General features: G+C 54.5%; 21 protein-coding genes. 10 read left to right on the forward strand and 11 right to left on the reverse strand.

What is annotated here, in order from left to right:
• Positions 1-98 precede the first annotated feature (98 nt).
• From DBR02_RS10835 to DBR02_RS10850, 4 genes are all read right to left on the reverse strand, one after another.
• Positions 99-1,463: an efflux transporter outer membrane subunit gene (locus tag DBR02_RS10835; RefSeq protein ID WP_107534346.1), complete on the reverse strand. Its 1,365-nt coding sequence runs from the start codon at positions 1,461-1,463 to the stop codon at positions 99-101.
• Positions 1,463-4,573, reverse strand: a complete 3,111-nt coding sequence (locus DBR02_RS10840; protein ID WP_107534348.1) for an efflux RND transporter permease subunit — start codon at positions 4,571-4,573, stop codon at positions 1,463-1,465. Before DBR02_RS10840 ends, DBR02_RS10835 begins: the two co-directional genes overlap by 1 nt.
• The gene (locus DBR02_RS10845) at positions 4,573-5,694 is read right to left on the reverse strand and encodes an efflux RND transporter periplasmic adaptor subunit (RefSeq protein ID WP_107534350.1); all 1,122 of its coding nucleotides are present in this window, start codon (positions 5,692-5,694) and stop codon (positions 4,573-4,575) included. Before DBR02_RS10845 ends, DBR02_RS10840 begins: the two co-directional genes overlap by 1 nt.
• 147 nt (positions 5,695-5,841) lie before the next feature.
• Entirely contained in the window at positions 5,842-6,411 is a 570-nt protein-coding gene (locus DBR02_RS10850; RefSeq protein WP_022646570.1) for a TetR/AcrR family transcriptional regulator, read from the reverse strand.
• Between the two features lie 186 nt (positions 6,412-6,597).
• Between DBR02_RS10850 and DBR02_RS10855 the strand changes: the two genes are divergently transcribed.
• Complete coding sequence (locus DBR02_RS10855) at positions 6,598-7,017, forward strand: GNAT family N-acetyltransferase (protein WP_063452086.1); 420 nt, start codon at positions 6,598-6,600, stop codon at positions 7,015-7,017.
• On the opposite strand, the gene DBR02_RS10860 is transcribed toward DBR02_RS10855, so the two are convergent.
• Positions 7,014-7,661, reverse strand: a complete 648-nt coding sequence (locus DBR02_RS10860) for a TetR/AcrR family transcriptional regulator (RefSeq protein WP_107534352.1) — start codon at positions 7,659-7,661, stop codon at positions 7,014-7,016. The two genes, DBR02_RS10855 and DBR02_RS10860, sit on opposite strands and share 4 nt — an antisense overlap.
• Before the next feature lie 79 nt (positions 7,662-7,740).
• Between DBR02_RS10860 and DBR02_RS10865 the strand changes: the two genes are divergently transcribed.
• The 4 genes from DBR02_RS10865 to nlpA all read left to right on the forward strand — a co-directional run bounded on the left by DBR02_RS10865 (position 7,741) and on the right by nlpA (position 11,010).
• A complete protein-coding gene (locus DBR02_RS10865; RefSeq protein ID WP_063868676.1) occupies positions 7,741-9,240 on the forward strand; it encodes an MDR family MFS transporter in 1,500 nt (499 codons plus the stop codon).
• Between the two features lie 117 nt (positions 9,241-9,357).
• On the forward strand, positions 9,358-9,618 hold the full coding sequence (locus tag DBR02_RS10870) for an antitoxin (RefSeq protein WP_107534354.1): 261 nt from the start codon (positions 9,358-9,360) through the stop codon (positions 9,616-9,618).
• 3 nt (positions 9,619-9,621) lie between these two features.
• Complete coding sequence (locus DBR02_RS10875; protein ID WP_107534356.1) at positions 9,622-10,020, forward strand: type II toxin-antitoxin system VapC family toxin; 399 nt, start codon at positions 9,622-9,624, stop codon at positions 10,018-10,020.
• 189 nt (positions 10,021-10,209) lie between these two features.
• Positions 10,210-11,010, forward strand: coding sequence for a lipoprotein NlpA (gene nlpA / locus DBR02_RS10880; protein WP_107534357.1), 801 nt, complete (start codon positions 10,210-10,212; stop codon positions 11,008-11,010).
• An 18-nt stretch (positions 11,011-11,028) separates the two neighbouring features.
• Here nlpA and DBR02_RS10885 read toward each other — a convergent pair whose 3' ends face one another.
• Both DBR02_RS10885 and DBR02_RS10890 read right to left on the reverse strand, forming a co-directional pair.
• Positions 11,029-11,709, reverse strand: a complete 681-nt coding sequence (locus tag DBR02_RS10885; RefSeq protein ID WP_107534359.1) for an EAL domain-containing protein — start codon at positions 11,707-11,709, stop codon at positions 11,029-11,031.
• 74 nt (positions 11,710-11,783) lie between these two features.
• The gene (locus DBR02_RS10890; protein ID WP_063868682.1) at positions 11,784-12,404 is read right to left on the reverse strand and encodes a LuxR C-terminal-related transcriptional regulator; all 621 of its coding nucleotides are present in this window, start codon (positions 12,402-12,404) and stop codon (positions 11,784-11,786) included.
• A gap of 574 nt (positions 12,405-12,978) precedes the next feature.
• On the opposite strand from DBR02_RS10890, the gene DBR02_RS10895 reads away from it, so the two are divergent.
• Positions 12,979-13,614: a LuxR C-terminal-related transcriptional regulator gene (locus DBR02_RS10895; protein WP_107534361.1), complete on the forward strand. Its 636-nt coding sequence runs from the start codon at positions 12,979-12,981 to the stop codon at positions 13,612-13,614.
• 6 nt (positions 13,615-13,620) lie between these two features.
• Here the strand turns inward: DBR02_RS10895 and DBR02_RS10900 are convergent, their stop codons facing one another.
• From DBR02_RS10900 to DBR02_RS10915, 4 genes are read right to left on the reverse strand one after another with little or no spacing between them, the layout of a single operon-like run.
• Entirely contained in the window at positions 13,621-14,685 is a 1,065-nt protein-coding gene (locus DBR02_RS10900; protein WP_107534363.1) for a fimbrial protein, read from the reverse strand.
• A 15-nt stretch (positions 14,686-14,700) separates the two neighbouring features.
• A complete protein-coding gene (locus DBR02_RS10905) occupies positions 14,701-17,193 on the reverse strand; it encodes a fimbria/pilus outer membrane usher protein (RefSeq protein WP_107534365.1) in 2,493 nt (830 codons plus the stop codon).
• 15 nt (positions 17,194-17,208) lie between these two features.
• Positions 17,209-17,901, reverse strand: coding sequence for a fimbrial biogenesis chaperone (locus DBR02_RS10910; protein WP_107534367.1), 693 nt, complete (start codon positions 17,899-17,901; stop codon positions 17,209-17,211).
• A gap of 52 nt (positions 17,902-17,953) precedes the next feature.
• Positions 17,954-18,538, reverse strand: coding sequence for a fimbrial protein (locus tag DBR02_RS10915; RefSeq protein WP_107534369.1), 585 nt, complete (start codon positions 18,536-18,538; stop codon positions 17,954-17,956).
• A 374-nt stretch (positions 18,539-18,912) separates the two neighbouring features.
• Here DBR02_RS10915 and DBR02_RS10920 point away from each other — a divergent pair, with 374 nt between their 5' ends.
• From DBR02_RS10920 to DBR02_RS10935, 4 genes are all read left to right on the forward strand, one after another.
• Positions 18,913-19,725 (forward strand): winged helix-turn-helix domain-containing protein, encoded by an 813-nt coding sequence (locus DBR02_RS10920; RefSeq protein ID WP_063868696.1) that lies wholly within the window; start codon positions 18,913-18,915, stop codon positions 19,723-19,725.
• Between the two features lie 18 nt (positions 19,726-19,743).
• A complete protein-coding gene (locus tag DBR02_RS10925; RefSeq protein ID WP_063868698.1) occupies positions 19,744-20,214 on the forward strand; it encodes a hypothetical protein in 471 nt (156 codons plus the stop codon).
• A 227-nt stretch (positions 20,215-20,441) separates the two neighbouring features.
• Positions 20,442-21,065 (forward strand): common pilus major fimbrillin subunit EcpA, encoded by a 624-nt coding sequence (locus DBR02_RS10930; RefSeq protein WP_063452098.1) that lies wholly within the window; start codon positions 20,442-20,444, stop codon positions 21,063-21,065.
• Positions 21,066-21,110: 45 nt separating this feature from the next.
• Positions 21,111-21,788, forward strand: a complete 678-nt coding sequence (locus DBR02_RS10935) for a fimbria/pilus periplasmic chaperone (RefSeq protein ID WP_063452099.1) — start codon at positions 21,111-21,113, stop codon at positions 21,786-21,788.
• The last annotated feature ends 6 nt before the right edge of the window (positions 21,789-21,794 follow it).

The following is a 21,794-nucleotide window of genomic DNA, read 5'->3' on the forward strand; positions in this document are numbered from 1 at the left end:
TCTTTCATGTCATACCCGGCCAGCTAAATATACAGGCCGGGTAAGCATGCTGAAGCGTGCTGCGCACCAGACCCGATCAATCCCTCCGATTCAGAAGGTTACTGAATCCCACCGCCCAGCGATTGCCACAGCGTGATGCGGTTTTCCAGGTCGGTTTGCTGCAAGGCAATCAGTGATTCCTGCGCCGACCACAGCGACCGCTGCGCGGTAAGCACCGTCAGATAATCTCCCGCGCCGGCCCTGTAGCTGCGCGTCGCCACATCCAGCGTTTTTTGCTCCGCCGCCACGTATTCACGCTGGGCATCGAGCTGCTCGCTCAGCGTTTCGCGCCGCGCCAGCGCGTCGGCCACGTCCTTAAACGCGCTCTGGATGGTTTTCTCGTAGGTCGCAATTAACCCTTTTTTCTCCGCTTCCGCATAGCGCAGCTGCGCCATATTGTTGCCCCCGCTGAACAGCGGCAGGGTGATGGACGGCGCGAACGACCAGACCTTCATGCCGTGACTGAACAGGGATGAGAGCGAATCGCTGCCGACCCCCGCGCTGGCGGTCAGCGAAATGGTCGGGAAGAAATTGGCGCGCGCTGCGCCGATACTGGCGTTGGCGCTCAGCAGATTATGTTCCGCCTCCTGAATGTCCGGGCGGCGCAGCAACGCGCTGGAGCTGACGCCCGCCGGAACCAGCGTGATGGCGTTGTCGCTCAGGCTCTCCAGCGTGCCGGGCAGCAGGTTATCGGGCACCGTATCGCCCGCCAGCAGGTTAAGGGCGTTTTTGTCCTGCATGACCAGCGTCCGGTAGCTCGCCACGCTGGCGCGCGCCTGCTGGTATACCGCCATCGCCTCACTGACGTCCGTGGCGGCGGCCACGCCCACTTCCTGCTGACGTTTGACGATCTTGAGCGAGTTCGCGGCGCTCTCGAGAGTGGATTTTGCCAGCGCCAGATTGCTGTTATCCGCTGCCAGCGTCACCCAGGCCGTGGTCAGCTCGCTGACCATCGTCAGGCGCGTGTTCTGCGCGGTGAATTCGCTGGCAAGCCAGGTTTCACGCGCGGCGCGGGACAGGCTCTGATTGCGGCCAAACAGATCCAGCTCGAAGCTGGAGACCGCGCCGCGGGCTTCGTCGCTCGTCGCCACGCCGCTCGCCAGCGTGCGGCTGCGGGTGTGGCTCAGTTCTGCATCCACCGTCGGGAACAGGGACGAACGCGTTTCGCCATACTGGGCGCGAGCGGCGTCGATATCCGCAATCGCTTTTTGCACGTCGCGGTTGCTGTTGAGCGCCATCGTCACCACGCTTTTCAGCCGCGCATCGTTCATCACCTGCTGCCACTGGCTCACCACGGCGTTGGCCTCGCCGTGCGCGCCGGGTAAGGTTGCTGGGACGGGGGCGTCCGGGCGTTGGTAGGTTGGGTCTAACGACACACAGCCTGCGCTCAGCAGGGCTAACGCTAAAACAGTGACACGAAACATTATGACCTCCGGTTTGCGTGCTTACCGGAGAACAGACGTTTCACCAGTACAAAGAATAAGGGAACAAAGAAGATTGCCAGCAGCGTCGCGGCCAGCGTCCCGCCGATGATGCCGGTACCGATCGCCACGCGGCTGTTGGCCCCGGCGCCGGTAGCGATGGCCAGCGGCGTCACGCCGGCGATGAACGCCAGCGAGGTCATGATGATCGGACGCAGACGCGTCTGGGCGGCCCGCAGGGCGGCACGCGTCAGGGAGTAGCCTTCGGCAACTTTGGCTTCGGCAAATTCGACAATCAGAATGGCGTTCTTCGACGACAGACCGATGGTGGTCAGCAGCGCCACCTGGAAATAGACGTCGTTGTTCAGGCCGCGCAGAGAGGCGGCAACGGCCGCGCCCAGCACCCCAAGCGGGATCACCAGAATGACCGAAATCGGCACCGACCAGCTCTCATACAGCGCCGCCAGGCACAGGAAAACCACGAGGATGGAAAGGGCATACAGGCTCATCGCCTGGCCGCTCGCCAGTTTTTCCTGCAAGGATAAACCGCTCCACGCCCAGGTGCTGCCGGACGGCAGGCTGTTCGCCAGCTGCTCCATTTTGCTCATCGCCGTACCGGAGCTGGCGCCACTGGCGTTTTCACCCTGAATTTCATATGCCGCCGAGCCGTTGTAGCGCACCAGGCTTTCCGGGCCATACTCCCAGCGCGTGGTGGCGAAGGCGGAGAAGGGGGTCATGGTGCTGTCGCTGCCGCGCACATACCATTTGTTAAGGTCCGACGGTACCGCGCGGGTGTCGCTGTCGCCCTGAATGTAGACCTTTTTCACGCGACCGCGATCGATGAAGTCGTTCACGTAGGTGCCGCCCCAGGCGCTGGAGAGGGTGTCGGTAACGTCGCTCAGGGACAGCCCCAGCGACACGGCTTTGTTGTTATCGATATCCACCTGAAGCTGCGGCATCTGCGGCAGATCGTTGGCGCGCACGGCGTGCAGCGAGCTGTCCTGATTCGCTTCGCCAATCAGCTGGTTACGCAGTTTCAGCAGCGCGTCGCGGTCGGTGCCGCCGCTTGCCATCAGCTCAAAGGTAAAGCCGTTGCTCTGGCCCAGACCGTCCACCGCCGGCGGCGTCATCGCAAAGATGGTCGCATCGCGAATGGTGCTCAGCTCCTGCGTGGCGCGCAGAGCAATGGCCTGCGCGGTGTTTTCCTCGCCTTTACGCTCTGACCAGTTCTTCAGGGAGACGAACGCCATCCCGGCGTTCTGGCCGCTGCCGCTGAAGCTGAAGCCCTCAACGGTAAAGATGACGTCGGTATTGGCTTTCTCTTTGGTGAGGAACCACTCGCGTACCTGGCGGCTAACCTCGGCGGTACGCACCGCGGTTGCGCCGGCAGGCAGGGTGTACTGCACCATGATTTCTCCCTGGTCTTCCGTTGGCAGGAAGCTGCCCGGCAGTTTCAGCATGGCGAAGCCCATCGCGCCACAGAGCAGGGCGTAGATCGCCAGCATGCCGCCGGAGCGTCGCAGGGCGCGCAGTACCTTGTTCTGATAGCCGTGCTCGGTCCTGCTGTAGAAGCGGTTAAACGCGCCGAAGAAACCTTTCTTGTGCGGCGTCGTGTGGTTCAGAATCGAGCCGCACAGCGCGGGCGTCAGGGTCAACGCCACCACCACGGAAAGGAACATCGCCGAAATAATGGTGACCGAGAACTGACGGTAAATCACCCCGGTCGAGCCGCCGAAAAAGGCCATCGGCAGGAATACCGCAGAGAGCACCAGCGCAATGGCGATCAGCGCGCCGGAAATTTCGCCCATTGATTTTTCGGTCGCTTCCCGGGCGGGCAACCCTTCGTCGCGCATAATACGCTCGACGTTTTCCACCACCACGATGGCGTCATCCACCAAAAGCCCTATCGCCAGCACCATGGCAAACAGCGTCAGGGTGTTGATGGAGTAACCGAACAGCGCCAGCACGCCGAAGGTGCCCAGCAGCACCACAGGTACCGCCAGCGCGGGGATCAGCGTTGCGCGGATGTTTTGCAGGAACAGGTACATCACCACCACCACGAGGATAATGGCTTCGAACAGGGTCTGTATCACGTCCTCAACGGAGATCTTGATGAACTCGGTGCTGTCTTTCGGGTAGGCCACGTCGTAGCCTTCCGGCATCGACTTTTTGAACTCGGCGATCTTGTCTTTTACCGCCGTGGCGGTGTTAAGCGCGTTCGCGCCCGGCGAGAGCATCACCGCCATACCCGCTGCCGGGTGGCCGTTCAGCTTCGCGGTGGCGGTGTAATCTTCGCTGCCCATCTCCACGCGCGCGACGTCGCTGATGCGCACCACCGCGCCGTTAGACTGGCTCTTGACGATGATCTTTTTGAACTCGTCGACCGTTTGCAGGCGCGACTGAGCGCGGACGGTCGCGGTCAGCTGTTGAGCGTTCGACGACGGCAGCGCGCCGATTTTACCGGCAGAGACCTGCACGTTTTGCGCTTCAATCGCGCTCTGTACGTCGGAGGGCATCAGCGAGTACGACGCCAGCTTCGCCGGATCGAGCCAGATGCGCATGGCGTATTCCGCACCGAAAACCTGTAGGCTACCGACGCCATCCACGCGCGCCAGCGGATCCTGCATATTACTCACCAGCCAGTCGGCGATATCCGAGCTGCTGGCGGTATCCGTTTTGTCATACACGCCCATGATCAGCAGGAAGTTGCTTTGGGATTTTTCGACGGTGATCCCGGACTGCTGCACCTCGGTCGGCAGGCGCGATTCCGCTTGCTGGACTTTGTTCTGCACCTGCACCTGAGCGGTGTCCGGGTCAGTGCCCTGCTCGAAGGTGACGGTAATGCTCACCGATCCGTCCGAGCTGCTGGTGGAGGTGAAGTAGAGCAGGTTATCCAGCCCGGTCAGCTGCTGCTCGATCACCTGCGTCACGCTGTTTTCCAGCGTCTGCGCGGAGGCACCGGTATAGGTGGCGGAGATTTTGATCGACGGCGGCGCAACGTCCGGGTACTGCGCGACCGGCAGCGTGCGGATGGCCAGCATCCCGGCGAGCATGATAAGAATAGCGATAACCCAGGCAAAGACCGGGCGGCGCACGAAGAAACGGGAAAACATCAGGCGTTTCCTCCGCTGGCTTTCATCGCTTCAGCCTTCACTTCCTGCCCGGCGGTGACTTTGTCGGTACCTTCCACTATCAGCTTATCGCCCGCCTTCAGGCCGCTCAGCACCAGCCATTTGTCGCCGTAGGTGTCGCCCGTCTCCAGCTGTCGCTGTTCGACCCTGTTGCTGGCGTTCACCACCAGCGCGGTGGCGGTACCTTTGGCGTCGCGGGTGATGCCCTGCTGCGGCGCGAGGATCGCGTCATTCATGATGCCCTCATCCACTCTGGCGCGGACGAACATGCCCGGCAGAAGCTGATGCTGCGGGTTCGGGAAGACGGCGCGCAGGGTAACAGAGCCGGTAGACTCATCCACTGCCACTTCGGTCAGCGCCAGGCGGCCTTTTTCGCTGTAGGTGCTGCCGTCTTCGAGCGTCAACGACACGCTCAACGTATCGCTGTTGCTGGCGAGGGTTTGCTTGCGCAATCGCAGCAGATCGGCGCTGGAACGGGTTAAATCGACGTACATACTGTCCAGCCCGCGAATGGTAGCCAGTGCCGTATCCTGCTGGGCGGTGACCAGCGCGCCGGGGGTCACCGAGGAGATACCGATACGTCCGGCAATCGGCGCGGTGACGGTGGTCCAGTTAAGGTTAATGCGGGCGCTCTCCAGCGCGGCCTTCTTTGACTCGACGCTGGCCTTGTCCTGCGCGCAGGTCGATTTCGCGTCTTCCGCATCCTGTCGAGATACGCCGTCGTCTTTCACCAGCTGCGCATAGCGCCGGGCTTTCTGGCAGTCGGCCTGCACCAGCGCCTGCGCCTGTTTTAGTGCGGCGGCAGCTTCATTGTACGCGGCGCGGTAGCTGGAAGGATCGATCTGATACAGCGCCTGCCCGGCCTTGACCGTATCGCCTTCGGTAAAGAGCCGTTTCTGGATAATGCCGCCCACCTGGGGGCGCACTTCGGCGCTCATCGCGGCGGTGGTGCGACCGGTCAGCTCGCTGACGACGGACACCGGCTGGCTCATGAGTGTGACAATCCCCACTTCCGGAAGAGGACGCTGGGGAGCAGATGTTTGCGCATTATCGCACCCTGTCAGGAGGAGTAATGCCGCGATGGAGGTTGTTATGGTTTTCATAATCTTTTTCCAGGGTGAGCGAAGCCTGCCCTGTTAATCGCTTAACAGGGAGGAGGACTAATTAAAAGCACAGCGATACCACATCTCTGGCAGAGCCAGAAATGAAAAAAAGGAAATTACTTATTTCCGCTAATTATTCACATGCGATTACTTCGCAGAGAAAAGCATATTTAAAATATTCTGATAAATGGGCTCTAATTGTTCTGACGGCACTTTTAATGGCGTGAGTCGACGGTAAATCGTGCCTTCGATCATCACGGCGGTAATCTCCACGCAGCAGCGAATATGCTCATCGCTCAGGTGGGGGAACTGCTTTTTCAGGTGCTCACAGGCGTTGGCGAACATGCGGGCTTCGGCTTCGATCAGCATGTTTGCCACCAGCGGATTGCGCGTGGCCTCTGCGGACATTTCAAGCATGAGCGCGTCATCATCTTCGTTAAGCGTCTGGCGCCAGGCAAGCGCCTGCGGCATCCCTTCAACCAGGGTTTTGCCCTGCATCTCCTCGATACGTGAGTCGATAATGCGACGGATCATCTCTTCAATAATCGCGTCTTTGTTGCTGAAATAGCGATAGATTTGTCCGACGCTGAGCCTGGCTTCGCTGGCAATCTGCGACATGCTGGCAGCGTGAAATCCACTGGCGCGAAAGCAGCGGCGCGCGGCGGTGATGATTTCGTCCTGTCGCAGTTTTTGTCGTTCTTCCAGCTTTGTACTCATCGTTGGCTACCGTAAAAAAATGAGAATGATCGTTCTCATTATACGTTTTCGGAGCCTATTGGAAAGGCTTTTTTTATTTACATATTGAATGAATATTTCCTTGTTTAAACAATGGAGGAAATAAGGAGTTTTTATGAAGGTTAAGCTGTGAGATATTCAGATTGCGCTGAAAATAAGGAGAAAATTATGCACCTGAGCATTACAGATAATGTCACGGCTGAAGAAAAAGAAGAATTATTAACGGGGCTAAGAGCCTATAACGCGCAGTATTTAGATCTTGCGACGTTTAGCGGCGATATTGGCGTATATGTGCGAGACGACAACGGCGTCATGCTGGGCGGGTTAATCGGCGTACGTAAAGGCGACTGGCTGAACATCGACTATCTGTGGGTTAGCGACAGCGTGCGCGGAACGGGCGTTGGCAGCCAGCTCATCAAAACGGCCGAAGAAGAGGCCCGCCGCAAAGGCTGTCGTCACGCGCTGGTGGATACGGTCAGCTTCCAGGCGCGTCCGTTCTATGAAAAGCAGGGTTATCAGGTGCAGATGTCCTTGCAGGATTACCCTTATCAGGGAATGCAGAGACACTATCTGACCAAACATCTTTAACCGCCGATCCCGTTGCCGATCACGGCTAACACGTGGCGCACAACTTTCTCCGGCGAGAGGGAGCTAAGCCTCTCGTCGTTGCGCATGCGTGAGAACGGCACCAGCACCAGGCTCAGTAGCGTCGTGAACAGCAGTTCGGGGGCCAGGGCCGGATTCAGCTTTCCTTCCTGCTGCCAGCCTTTAATGGTTGCCAGCGTGGTCTGATATTTCTCATCGCCAAAACGTTCCTGCAAATGCGTACGCAGTACTGGCATCTCGCCAATTACCTCCTGCATCCACAGCGGTGCAAACCAGTGGTGCTCTTCCGCCAGTTCGGCCAGCACCTTAACCATTTCCGTAAGGGCGTTGACCGGAGATTCCCGGTTGTCGGCGAAAATGGTCCCGATCCGCTCGCGTAACGGCAGAAAGCGCTCCTCGATCATCGCATCCAGCAACTGCTCTCTGGAGTTGAAGTAATAGTGCAGCATGGCGGGCGTCACGCCAGCTTCGCGGGCGATGGCGTTCAGCGAGGTATTGGCAATCCCCTGGCGGGAGAAGAGGTTCAGGGCGATATCCAGCAGCTGCTCGCGGCTGGCGGTAACGCGTTTGCCGCCGCGCGGACGACCGGGACGGCGGGGTTCAGAATTGTCTTTTAGTGCTGGCACGGTCGCGCTGTCTCTTGATCTTATCCATAACTTACCTGAATATTAATTATTCGATTAATTAATTTCAAGCGATTCTCTTATGGAGTCTGACGTCATGACTCAACCTGCGAAAAACGCGCCGTCGATCAAGCTGCTGTTCAGCGCACTTCTGCTGGTGATGCTGCTCTCGGCGCTGGATCAGACCATTGTCTCCACCGCGTTGCCGACCATCGTCGGCGAGCTGGGCGGGCTGGATAAGCTCTCCTGGGTGGTGACGGCCTATATCCTCAGTTCGACCATCGTGGTACCGCTGTACGGCAAATTCGGCGATCTGTTTGGGCGTAAAATCGTCCTGCAAATCGCGATTGTGCTTTTCCTTGTGGGGTCGGCACTGTGCGGTCTGGCGCAGAACATGACCCAGCTGGTGCTGATGCGCGCTCTGCAAGGGCTGGGGGGCGGCGGACTGATGGTGATCAGCATGGCGGCCGTGGCGGATGTGATCCCGCCTGCCGAGCGTGGTCGCTATCAGGGGCTGTTTGGCGGCGTGTTTGGCCTGGCGACGGTGATAGGCCCGCTTATCGGCGGGTTTCTCGTTCAGCACGCCTCCTGGCGTTGGATTTTTTACATCAACCTGCCGCTGGGGCTGTTTGCGCTGCTCGTTATTGGCGCGGTCTTCCACGGCAGCGCACGGCGCAGCAAGCATGAGATTGATTACCTGGGGGCGATTTACCTCAGCATGGCATTGCTGTGCATCATTCTGTTTACCACCGAAGGGGGGACGCTTCGCCAGTGGAGCGACCCGCAGCTGTGGTGCATTCTGGCCTTCGGCCTGACGGGGATCGCCGGGTTTATTTACGAAGAGCGGCTGGCGTGGGAGCCGATTATCCCGCTGTCGCTGTTCCGCGACCGCAGCTTTCTGCTCTGTAGCCTGATCGGTTTTATTATCGGCATGTCGCTGTTTGGCTCCGTCACTTTCCTGCCGCTCTATTTACAGGTGGTAAAAGACGCCACGCCGACGCAGGCCGGTTTGCAGCTGATCCCCCTGATGGGCGGGCTGTTGCTCACCTCCATCATCAGCGGGCGCATCATCAGCCGCACCGGGAAATACCGCCTGTTTCCGATCCTCGGCACGCTGCTCGGCGTGGTGGGAATGGTTTTACTGACGCGCATTTCAGTCACGTCCCCCACCTGGCAGCTGTATCTGTTTACCAGCGTGCTCGGCATGGGGCTTGGGCTGGTGATGCAGGTGCTGGTGCTGGCGGTGCAGAACAGCGTGTCTGCCGATCAATACGGCGTAGCGACCTCTGGGGTGACGCTGTTCCGCTCCATCGGCGGGGCTATTGGCGTTGCGCTGTTTGGCGCGGTGTTCACCCATATTCTGCAATCAGGCCTGACAGAAAGACTGCCGGAAGGGGCTGAACTGCCGCGTGAACTCAATCCCGTTGCCATTCACCATCTGCCTGATGCACTGCGTCTGGACTATCTGGATGCGTTCGGCTCGGCTATCCATGCGGTATTTATGCTTGCGGCAGGGATTATGGTGCTGGCGTTTGTGCTGTCGTGGTTTTTGCGCGAAGCGCCGCTGCGTCGGCAGGCGTGAGGTTAGCGGTTCTGTTATTTATTGCGAGTCGCTTTCTGAATTTTAAATGTCTCTCTTGTCGCTTTCCGGGACGCGAGCGCATGCTGTGGGCTGGTCAATAAACCGACAGAGGTTGCCATGGAGCGCACAGCGATATTATTCAAAAAAGGACGACACCAGGCCGTGGTCTTGCCTGAGGAATTTGCGTTTGAAACGGAGAGTGTTTATATCCGCCGGGATGAGGAGGGGAATGTGGTTTTGACGGCAAGGTCTGAGAAAGAACGGCACAGGGATAACTTTTTGCGCATGCTCAAACAAACGCATGTGCCTGATTCTTTTCTAAGTAAAGAGGAGCGCAATCAAAGCTATACGACAAGAGATCCTCTGGAAGGGCTGTAGACGATGCTGCATATGCTGGACACTAACATAGTAAGCCATCTGGTGAGGCAGCATCCTGAGGTTGTAAACCGATATTCGCAAATCACGCCTGAAAAGATGTGTATTTCAAGCGTAACGGAGGCGGAGTTGCTTTACGGCGTAGCCAAAAAGCAAAACAACAAGCTGCACGAGACCATAATGGAATTTCTTAAGACCATAACCATCTGCGCCTGGGATAGCGAAGCCGCAGCCACCTACGGTGAACTGCGTGCGGCAATGGAAAAGAAAGGGAAGGTGATGGGCGATCTCGATCAGTTGATTGCCGCACACGCCATCAGCCGGGGAACGACGATTGTCACGAACGATCGTGCCTTCGGGATGGTGCAGGATCTTACTGTTGAGGACTGGACTACCGCAGCCTGATCCCCATCGCCCGGTGGCGCTACGCTTACCGGGCCTACACGTCCCCCGTCACGTAGGCCGGGTAAGCGCAGCGCCACCCGGCAACAGGCCGCATATAACCTATCCGTCTTACTGATGCCTTTTCGTTTTTTAGCCTGCCGTCTCGTTGTCGATATAGTCTTCAAAACCACTGTCGAAAGGAACTGTCTCGTGAAATTTCAGTTGAGTGCTCTGGTGCTCGCGGCCCTGCTGCTGGCAGGTTGCGATCAAGGCGGCAATGATGCCAAACACATTAAAGTCGGCGTGATTAATGGCGCTGAGCAGGACGTGGCGGAAGTCGCCAAAAAGGTGGCAAAGGAGAAATACGGTCTGGACGTGGAGCTGGTGGGCTTTAGCGGCTCGCTGCTACCCAACGATGCCACCAACCAGGGCGAGCTGGATGCTAACGTTTTCCAGCACCGCCCGTTTCTCGCGGAAGATAACAAGGCGCACAATTACACGCTGGTCGCCGTCGCCAATACCTTCGTCTTTCCGATGGCGGGCTACTCCCGAAAGATAAAATCGATTGCTGAGCTGAAGGACGGCGCCACCATTGCGATTCCAAACGATCCGACCAACCTGGGACGCGCGCTGTTGCTGCTGCAAAAAGAGAAGCTGATTACCCTTAAGCCGGATGTTGGCCTGCTGCCGACGGCACTGGATATTACCGCGAATCCCAAACACGTACAGATTATGGAGTTGGAAGGGGCGCAGCTGCCGCGCGTGCTGGACGATCCGAAAGTCGATGTGGCCATCATCAGTACCACTTATCTTCAGCAAACGGGGCTGTCGCCGGTACATGACAGCGTCTTTATTGAGGACAAAAACTCGCCTTACGTGAATATAGTGGTCACGCGGGAAGACAACAAAGACGCCGAAAACGTGAAGGAATTTATTCAGTCCTATCAGTCGCCGGAAGTGGCGAAAGCGGCAGAGACCCTTTTTAACGGTGGCGCGGTGCCGGGCTGGTAGGTCACGGTAAGCTGGCCCTCACAGCGTAACGCGGGCATCGGTGCGGCTTTCGGGCCACAGAAAACCCTGACCAGACTGTGCGCCGGACGCGCGGGCCCGCTCCAGATCCCGCGAATTCTCAATGCCTTCGATAAGAATTGATTGCGCGATGCCTGCCCTGACCTCCTGCACAAACGGGGCAAGCGGCGCGCGCTCCCGCAGCGCTGAGCGATCGATTTTTACCCCGTCCAGCGGCAGCGCCAGCCGCGCATACGCCTCAGCCAGCTCCCGGGTTAAATCGTCCAGCCAGATTTGCCATCCCGCCTCTTTAAGCCGAACAAGCGTGGTATGAAGACGGCCTTGCTCAGCATCACTCAGCCGTGTAATGGTGAGGGGATCCTGAATTTCAATCGTTAGACGGTGCTGATGGCGCAACGCCAGCAACAGCCGGATAGCGTGTTCATTAAGAAGGTGTTCTGCGGGAAGGTTTAGCCAGTAAGCGTCCCGGGCAGGTATCTGTAAAAGGGTGTTGGCCTGCCAGAAGAAGATTTGCAGCGCGCTGCGCGAAGGCAGAGAGGCAAACAATATCTCCAGATTGACGTTATGGATCTCCACGAGAACTTCATGCGCGAAAACCTGGCCCGAATGAAGATCGACAAGCGGCTGAAATCGCAGCCCTGAGATACGTTGCAGCAGGGGAGAGGGAAGAACGGTATACATGCTACAGCCTTAAGAAAATGAAAAAGGTTCCCGCGGACACGGGAACAAAAGGCAAACGACACACGGTCAAATTCTTAATTCAGGATCCAGCGAATGCTCTGGTAAAACGAGGGGCCACGCACGGCTTTCAGCTTGTTCATGGCGTTGTTTTTATAGAAATACACCAGCCTGACGTTACACCCCAGCTGGCGGGCGATTTGCTTGGTTTTGAGGTTACAGGAATAGCCGCGCAGTACGCTGGCCTCCTCGCTGGACAGCCTTGCCGGGGTGCGTAAGCGGGTGGTCATGCCCACGTTGTAACGGCCAGATCCTTGCGGCGTCTGGCTCATCAGTATTTGCCATAGCGCTTTGATATCCCCCAGTGAGACTCTTTTACTGATTACCCCATCAACATGTTTGAATTTCAAATAGCCTGCGGATAACGAATAGATATAGATCTTCGCCGTCACTTGCTTCTGTTTAATACAAAGGATGTCGTCATTTGTTGTCACCCGGAAATGACGCGTATTCAATGGATCATAAATGATGATATCAAAGAGTTGTTCACTCTTAGCGAGTTCTTCGATATGGGTAAATCCATGGAAAATAACATCCTGTTTTTCGTCAGGCTCACGCTTTCCAAGCGATTGCAGGCCAATCATCGTGAATTCGCAGCTGTCAACAACGGCAACGTGAATTGTTTTTTTATTTTGCATTGGCATTCTCCTTTCGCTGAGTAAACAGTCCATATAAGAGATACTGGTGGACTCGCACTCTCTTATTTCACAAAGAATAGCGAACACTTTTTTAAATAACGCGATGCGATGACATCAATGTAAGCCAATACAATCTGTCGAGTAAAGCTGCTGCTAATTATTAGCGGAAGATAAAATTGAAAAATGGTTTTAATGATAAATGCAATCTTTTTAATCTTCTAATAATATTCATGCCAGATTTTTATTCTGCAAAAGCGTGGATAATAAGCATTTGGCGGTTGTTTAATGGGGTTTATGCCCCGTTTTTTCAGTGGCTTACTGGTGTTTATGTCAGAAAGGTTACGATCGTTTCAGGATTATCTACAGACCTTTCTCTGCAAGAGAAAAGCGTTTACAGAATAAAATAGAAATTTTTCTATAAATTTAATGTCCTTGTTCAGAATTTTAAGTCTGAGGAGGATAAAATCCTGGCGCGAAGAGGTTGTGAGTGGTGAATACATAAACTATTATCATTTTCCTCCGGTCACGAGAATTTAGAAAAGATATGGATAATACTGAGCGTGTCGTAAGGGTAATGGTGTTTTACAAAATAAATATATTTAAAGAGATAATATACCGGGCACTCCAGGACCTTTTACCCGATTACGTACTGAAGATTACTCAGGTCGATTCCATAGAACAGGTTCTGGCGGCGGTGGCAGATAATGATGTGGATGTTTTCTTCACTGAATTTAATTATCTGCTTAATCATAAAGAGTGGAGTGCAGAGATCAGCAGCCGTTTCACATCTTTATGTAAATCACATCACGTCAGCCGCGTGCTTTTGGTACCCGAACTGCCGTACGGGCTGTTAAAAAAAGTTCTGGAGATGAAATTTGAATTAACCATCAGCCAGCAGGATGAGTTAACTGAACTGAAAAAAGAATTACCCGCGTTGCTCATGACGGATGAACAAAAACCGTCGCTCTCTTCGTGGCTCAGGCGGGTAGTGCGGTCAGGTTCCCGATCGCGATCTATCCTCTCGGCCAGAGAGTGGGAGGTGCTTCATCTTATCGTGGAAGGATTTTCAACGACCGAGATTGCCCGTCATCGAAACCGCTCGGTAAGCACCATTGCCACGCAGAAACACAATGCGATGAAAAAGCTGAACCTTTCCAACCATAGCGAACTGATTAAGTATGTGCAAATGGTTGGAAAGATGGAGGAATAGTTCACATCAGGGATAGATAATATTCAGCGTAGCCGAGGTATTGATCTTGCCCTGGCTTAACCGGGCGGGTGCCCACACGTAATAGTACGCGGCCATAGGAACGGTGAAATGGTCGTTCAGCGCCGCGCCAGCCGCCACACTGAAAATCATCGTGGCGTTGCCGCGGCTGGTGGTCGAGGTCGAAAAGGTTACCGGCGTCTGCGGGGCATCGCGCTTTATCAGCCGTAGCCCCACGCCCTGCGCCGCGCTGCTGCTGCCGTCGATCAGCACCGAGCTGTCGGTTGACAGCAGCTGCGTGCTGGAAAGAAACATCTCGATTGTTCGATCGGAATTTCCGTTAACCCCGACGTTCTGACAGCTCATGTTCAGTGAAAAAGGCGTCAGCCCCGGCTGTGAGGACGCGCTGAGCTGGGGAATGCCGAGCGTCGGAAGCGCCACGGTCAGCCCCGCGTTGTCAAAGGAGCAGGTAGTCAGCTTCGGCGCGTATTTGATGATCATCGGCTGACCAAACATATCGCGGTTGTCGTAAGGCCACTTGAACCCGCTGAATAACCACTGGGCGATTTTGATGACCTGATTGATTGGCCAGAGGATGATTTCCAAAAACGACAATCCGCTCATGTCGCTGACGAACAGAACGTCGCTCATGTTCGCCGTATCACCCGTCAGCGTGGTGCCGCTCTGGCTAACGAGGGTGAAGCGAACCGTAAACGGCGTGTTTAGTTCAGCCGCCGTATGGTTTCCGCTGGCGGGCAGCGTTTTGTTGGCCGGGGGATTGGTGATCTCCGCCCGCACCATATACTTATTGTTGCTGAACCCGAGGATGGTGGCGTATTTACTGTCGGTCGACAGGATCGGCGTGTATGAAAACTCGCTGTTGCCCGTCGTGCAGTTGAACGAGCCGCTGTACTGGGTGGAGAAGCTGCCTGTCCAGGTCGGCGTGGCGGGGCTCAGCTTATCCGATAAATCAACGGTAATGGGCGTGCCATAAACGATGCTGCTGCCGGAGCAGGTGGCATAGCTCATCCCGCTAATGCTGGTGAGGAGCAGGAACATGAATGATCGTAACATAATGATAATCCGTAATTAATGGCAAACCGATGAGGGGCTGTTCAGCCCCCAGGCCGGGGCAGAGATTTCGCACTTCCCGCCGCGGAGATGCACGTTGAGCGCGCGTGGCGGCTGTTCAGCGCGGATATACAGTACGCTGGCCTGGCCGACATACCCGACAGACTCACCGTTTTCATCAAGTACTTCGGTCCCGAAGGGCAGCGGTTTGCCGTCGGCACGCGTCGCATGCAGCACCCACGACTGGCGTTTGTCGGTTTCAAAGCGGATATAGCTCACCGCCCCGTCGTAAGGGGCCACGTTAGCCATGTTGCCGATCACTTCCGCCCCCGCGCTGTTTTCCGTTTGCGATAACGTAATGGCGTTTTTGCGGTACGGGGTAGCGTAAGGCACCAGCGCTACGCCATCGCGGTTAGTCACAATGCTTTCATCGCCGTTCACCATCAGCCCCTCCGCCTCAGGCGCATCGACGATAGTCATGGTGCTGCCGGTTTCGTTTGAGGCGAGAACGTGCCACGGGTAGGCCACCAGGCTTCCCCGTCCGCTGAGCCCGGTCTGGCGGTAGTCAGAGGATTCGCTGTAAGAGCCGCCAAGTGTCGCAAAGTTCGAACGGTACGCCGTGTTAACGCTTGCCGCATTTTTACCCCCACGCGCATTACTGCCGGAGAGGGTGTAGCTCAGTCGGTTCGACGCCAGCGCATTTCCGCTCATGCTGATGTTGCTCTGCTCATAATGTGAATCGCTGGCCGTCAGGCTGGAGGTGATCCAGGCATTATTATCAAACAGCGAGAACGGCAGGCTGAGGGAGAGATAAAGGCGCGTCTCTTCTTCGCTGTCTTTATTACGCACCCGGCTGGCCGACAGGGTATAGCTGGCGCGGCCAATGGCATTGGAATAGCCCATCTGATACTCGCGCGTGGTTTGCTGCGAATTCCAGTAATCGCGCTGTGTGCCGGAGATAAATACCGTGCCCCAGTTATCGAGCAGGCGCTGATTAAGGTTAAGCGTGAAGGTGTTTTTGGGCTGTGCGGCGCGCAGGGCATCCCAGGTGCTGAGGGACATGTCGGGCGCCACGCCAAACCGATCTTCGTATTCGTCGTATTGCGCTCTGAGGCGCTGATACCCTTCACGTGAATAGAGTGCGTCGCTAAAGCTGTAATAGCCTTTAGTGGAATAGCGATAGGCCGCCAGGGTGAAGTTGGTGGCGGTGGTATCGATAAATTTGCTGTACGACACGCGGTAGCTCTGACCGCTGCTGGTGCGATCCTGTAGGGTGGTTTTAGCGTGGGTGACATCAAACGAGACCGCGCCAAAGGGAAGGTTCCACCCGGTACCGACAAGCCCGGCCTGGTAGTCATCGCTAATAATCGTCCCGGTATACCCGGTGATAAGGTTGTTGAACCCGTAGCGTAGCGTAGCCTGCATAAATGCGGGTTCGGCGTCGAGCGTGTTCTGGTGCACTTTACCCGCCACCACGCTGTACTGGCTTACTCCCTCTTTTAACATGCCGGGCACGGCGGAAAACGGCACCGTGAAGGACTGCTGCGATCCGTCTGCCTCACGCACAACGACCAGCAGATCGCCCGCAGACCCGGTAGGCTGAATGCTGTCGAGCGTAAACTGGCCTGGCGGCACGTTCTCCTGGTAGATAACGTTACCGTTCTGGATAACTTTCACCAGGGCGTTCGTCCGCGCCACGCCGTGAACCACCGGTGAAAAACCCTGCTGCGAATTTGGGCGCATTTTCATGTCCGACGCCAGCGACACGCCGCGCACGCGCATCGAATCAAACAGATCGCCCGGCATATAAAAGTCACCGAGCGTCAGGTTGGAGGTCAGCGAGGCCAGGGGGCGGCGCAGGTAACGGGTATTATTCTGCCACTGGCTCTCCCCGCTGGCCGATTTCCGCCAGGCGCTGCTGTCGCGAAACTGCCAGCCGAACAGGTTAAGGCCGGAATCCAGCCCGGCATAAAAATCATCGTTCGTGTCTTTCGCCGTGCCCTTAGTACGGGTGTTATACCAGGTCGTGTTCCACGAGAGCATCAGCGCCGGGATCCCTTCGCTCCAGAACTGGGGGGCAATGTAACCTTCTTCTGTACGCAGCACGGCCGCCTGCGGAACGGTGAGCGCCAGGCTCAGGGTACTGGTATCGGTTTTGACTTCACCGCCCTGAACCAGATCGCGCAGCTGGACCTGCCCATGCGCAATGGCAGGCGCAGGAACGGACGCGGTATTAATGCCAAGCGACTGGGCATCTTTCCAGGCAAGACGGATGTCGTCACGCTGCTCGCCGTAGATGACGGTATAACGCCCCCTCCAGCTGCCGTTTACGTAGATATCCATCTCCTGACTGCCGGCAGGCATGACGTTGTTTTCGGAAAAGCGAGACAGATCGGACTCACCGGATGCGCCAGCAAGCAGGGAGGGATCAAACGAGACGGCCCCTGATTTATGCGAAAGCAGAAGCGTGCAGACTGCCAGCAGACAGAGTCTGTTTTGTTTCATTTTCATGGTGAGTCTTTCCGATCACTGACTGGTGAAAGTCCGGGTTTTATACGCGCCAAGATCGTCCACATACATCAGCTCGAGGGTCTGTCCGCGCTTAACCGTATTTTTTGTGGTAACCGTCAGTTGCCCAAACGGGGAAACCATCGGGGATTCCTGGAGTAATTTCGTTTTACCCAGCGAAATATTGGCCACAGTAATATGGAACGGGCTGTTATTGGTGATGCGAAGGCGATCGCCGTCGGCGGCGAGCGTCAGTTTCGCCACCGCGTCATCCAGCGTGCCTTTAAGTGCAGCGGGCCGATAAAAAAGCTTGATACGAGATTTTATCGCCAGCTGAACGGTATTCTGGTTTTGCAAATTTTCAGGCTTGGGCGGAATGTCGAGGACATTCAGGAAAAAGACGGATTCGCGATCCGCAGGTAAACTGGACGGCAGCTTTTTAATACGAAGCTGTTGGCCATTATGTTCATCGACCTTAATCACCGGTGGCGACAGCAGAAACGGCACATTTGCGGTTTCCGGCGTGGAATTAATATCACCGTCATCTATCCAGGATTGCACCAGAGCGGGCGCATCGCCCGTATTCATTAACTGGACGATCACCTCTTTGTTATTTTCAGGATAAAGGACACGGGTGCCATTAATGACAATATTGGCCCATGAGTGACCCGTGCTTAGCAGTAAGCCTGCCAGCAAAATTGCCTTGCGCATGATTGCAACCTTAAATGCAGGCTCTGCGAAAGCAGAGCCTGAATAATCATTATTACAGGTAGGAAATGGTATACGTTACGTTGGAGCTTAACTCGCCCACCGTTGCGGCAGCGGCGTTTGTTTTATAGTAATAAACATCCAGCGTCAGCGTTTCGGAATCTGGCTTGGTCGATGTGCCCATAATCTTGGTTGTGTAAGCCTGGTTCAGCGTAATAGGCGTAGACGAGCCTGTCTCTACCAGCGCAAAGCCAACATTTCGCGCCACGCTGGCATCGTTTTCATTCACGCTGTTATTCAGCAGGTATTTACCGTCAGTGGAGATATTATCCGCGCTGGAGAAATAAATTTTCAGCGGAGTACCGGTCGTTCCTGCTGCCGGCGTACAGCCTGAGAAGGTCAGCGAAATAGATTTTTTATTCTTGGTGATCAGGCCAACCGTGGTGCCTGCATCTTTTACCGTAATAGGGGAAAGCGCAACGGTAAAGTCCGCGCTTTTACCACCGTTAATGGTACAGGTTGTATCGGTAATTGCGCCGGTAAAGTTAATGATACCACCCGCCGAATTGTCTGCGGCCATAGCGCTGGTAGAAGCCACAGCGGCAGCCAGAAGTGAAACGGTCATGATCGATTTGAACATGATAAACTCCATAAAGATTTGTGTAATTTAGAATGAATGTTAATCGGCTACACATGTCCCTGATGTACCGGCTAGACGCATGGCGACGCGGGAAAGTGCTTTGACGATATTATGTTGCACTAAAAATGTACACAACAAAACATTATTCCAACAACTTCGAAAGTTTAAGATTATAATCTTGTCTGGACGTTTTTTTTAATGTTTTAACCTAAATGCGTAAGTTCGAAGATTTTTATTAATGAATTAATAATCGTTAATTAATGAAGCTTTATGAATTCCTCTCTTAATTAATATCACGCGACTTGACCACATAAACTTTAGACTTATTATTGCCTGGCAAATGCACAAAATTTTAACAATGGCGTAATAATTATATGAAGTATCTCATTGATCTTACAATGCTTTATGAAGTGGATGCCGGTATGATCATGATTAATGGAGAGGAAGAGTCATCCATTAAGTTATCTAACCAGGCGGGACGTCTGCTTTATGAACTTATCATCAACAATGGTAAAACACTCGACAGAGATGACCTGATAAAGAAGGTCTGGGAGGACCATGGCTTCTCCGGCTCCTCGGTGAGTCTGAACGTTGCCGTCAGTGAAATCAGAAAAGCGTTTCGAACGTTAGGGTGCGACCCGTTGCTGATAAAAACCATACGCGGCAAGGGCTTCAGCCTTGCCGCGCATATTGAGCATCACACGGTCAGGCCGCCGGTTGTGTCAGCGCTTAGCGAACAATCTGCTTCTGAAGAGGCTGATACATTACTGCATAAGAAAGACGCCGATCCGCCTAAACGAATAATATCGATGCATACGCTCTTTCTTTCACTGTGCACGTTGTTACTGGTTATCGTTATTGGCACCGTTATTTTACTGTTGCACCAGAGAGTGTCCTATGCCGAGAGCCTGAAAGATTCTGATATGCATCTGCTCGGTAAAGTGGACAGGTGTACGGTATACCTTATCGATAAGAATATGTTTCAACCGCGGCAACACTACTTTAATCACGTAAAAGAGGTCCTTGCAAAACAACATATCGACTGTCAACACCAGGTTGCCGACGCTTACTATTCCAGGTTTAAAAAGTCACAGATAGAAAATTATTTTTTGGCTATCTGTTATCAGCAGGACAGTATCGACGATTATAAGAACTGCATTTCTTACAGAAGCCTGACCGGGAGTTAAAATATGTCAAGGACTAAAATGAGTGTCATGTTCGGTATCGTACTGGTACTTTCTGTCATCGCCTTAGTGTGGGTCTATTTTACCAGAACGCAGGATGAGGGGTTTGGCTGCCAGTCAGATACCATTTCCTGGAAAACCTATTCCACGGGTGATTTAACCGATATGTCGTTAACCACGCTATTCCTGTTTAACAACAAAGATGTTGTGACGGTTATTCACAAAGGCGTGCTAAAGAAAGAGGGCAAAAGCTACCTGATTGACAGGAATTACACGCTCAGCGTAGAAAAAGTCGACGGAAGCAATATCTTTTATATTAAGGATAAAAAGCTGAATAAATCTGAAGATGATGTAGCGCCGGATGGTGTTGTAAACGAAATGTTACTTGATAATATCAACTTCTTCTATATTACCAGCGTTAAACCGCACGCCTGGTTAATTAAGGGGCTGGTTTTACCTGTAATGATGTGTGTGGCTGTTCCAACGTCCTGATATTTCTCTTTACTGAAAAATCGATATTTATCTATCGCTCGAGAAGTTGAGTAATTTACTCAATACGTAACAATAAGATACGGGAGATTTATTTATGTTTTTATTGTTGCGCACCGCCGAGTGAATTTTTCTGTATTGCCTCGTTATTTTGCGGCTGTCTATACTCCGCCTCGAAAAAGGGGCTCCCCTTTTTATACACGTGGATTCTTTTTTGAAGGACTAAATAAATGAACAAACTGAACGCTATCGTTCTGGGCTCCCTGCTGTCTGTTTCTGCGCTGAGCGCAGTTAATGCCGCAGAAACTACGGCGTCTGCTACCTGGCAGGCAACTGCGACCAAAGACAGCGAATCTGACCTGGTTGTAACGCCAACGCGTGCTCTGAACTTCGTTTACAGCGCCAACACGAAATCTTTCAACACCGATACCGGTCTGTTTGATGTGGCTATCCGTGGCGATCACTCGACGGCGACCAGCTTCAAGCTTGAAGCCATCCTCGACGATTCCAACAACACGCTGTTCAGCGTGGGCGGTGAAGCGACCAAACTGAAGGTAGGCGCGCGCTGGGGCGGTAACGATCTGGGCTCTATCGGTGGCACCGTAGGTGCAAAATCTACCGCATGGACCACGCTGGTTGATTCTTCTTCTAACACCGGCGTTTCTTCTGGCCTGTGGAACCTGACCACCAGCGCTGGCGCGGTGGCTGATACCGAAATTACCGGCCAGGACAAATTCGTCTTCTACGTTGACTCCGCTCAGGACAACGCAGGCGCGACGAAAGAGTTCAAAGACCTGACCAACAGCCTGTGGGAAGGTACCGTTGCCGTTGCGTTCCGCGCAACCTGGGGCTAAGGCCTGATCGATCCAGGGGCGCAAGCCCCTGTTTAGGGAAATAGCATGTTTAACCTCAAATCCGCCTTCTTATTTTTATTATTTATTTCTTCCTCCGCGCTGGCCATTAATGTGGGAAAAGTCACCACCATTATTCCAGCGGACGCTGATTCCACCGCCAAGGAAATAAAAAACGAAGCAGACAGCGTGCGTATTGTTTCTGTTCGCGCACAGCGGATCAGCAGCCCGATGGATGAAGGGATCGTCATTAATCCGGAGAAAGTGGACGAGCTGTTGCTGACGCCCACGCGCATGGTGATGCCCGCCGGCACCAGCAATATTGTCAAATTCTACTATCACGGTAATGCCGATAACAAAGAGCGTTACTACCGCATTACCTTCACGGACGAAGGGGTGAGCGAAGAGGTGGACAGCGGTTCGCCAAAAAACGGCACCGGGATGACGCGCGCGGTGGTGAGTACCATTCTGGTGGTTCAGCCTCGTGATAAGAAGATCGACTTCGTCTATGTGGCGGGAAAAATAACCAATAAAGGGAACACCTCGTTTCGCGTCAATGCGACCGGGACCTGCCTGAAGCCGAATCCGGAATCACCGACTACGCCGTGTACCAAAAACTTCTACCTGATGCCGGATACCTCGCGCGCTATCGAGGATATCAACGTTACGGATAACCATTTTCATCTTGGAATATGGGACCTGAAACAGTTCATACCTGTTAAGTAAGGATGC

It is taken from the genome of Enterobacter cloacae complex sp. (assembly GCF_900322725.1).
Classification (GTDB): domain Bacteria; phylum Pseudomonadota; class Gammaproteobacteria; order Enterobacterales; family Enterobacteriaceae; genus Enterobacter; species Enterobacter quasihormaechei.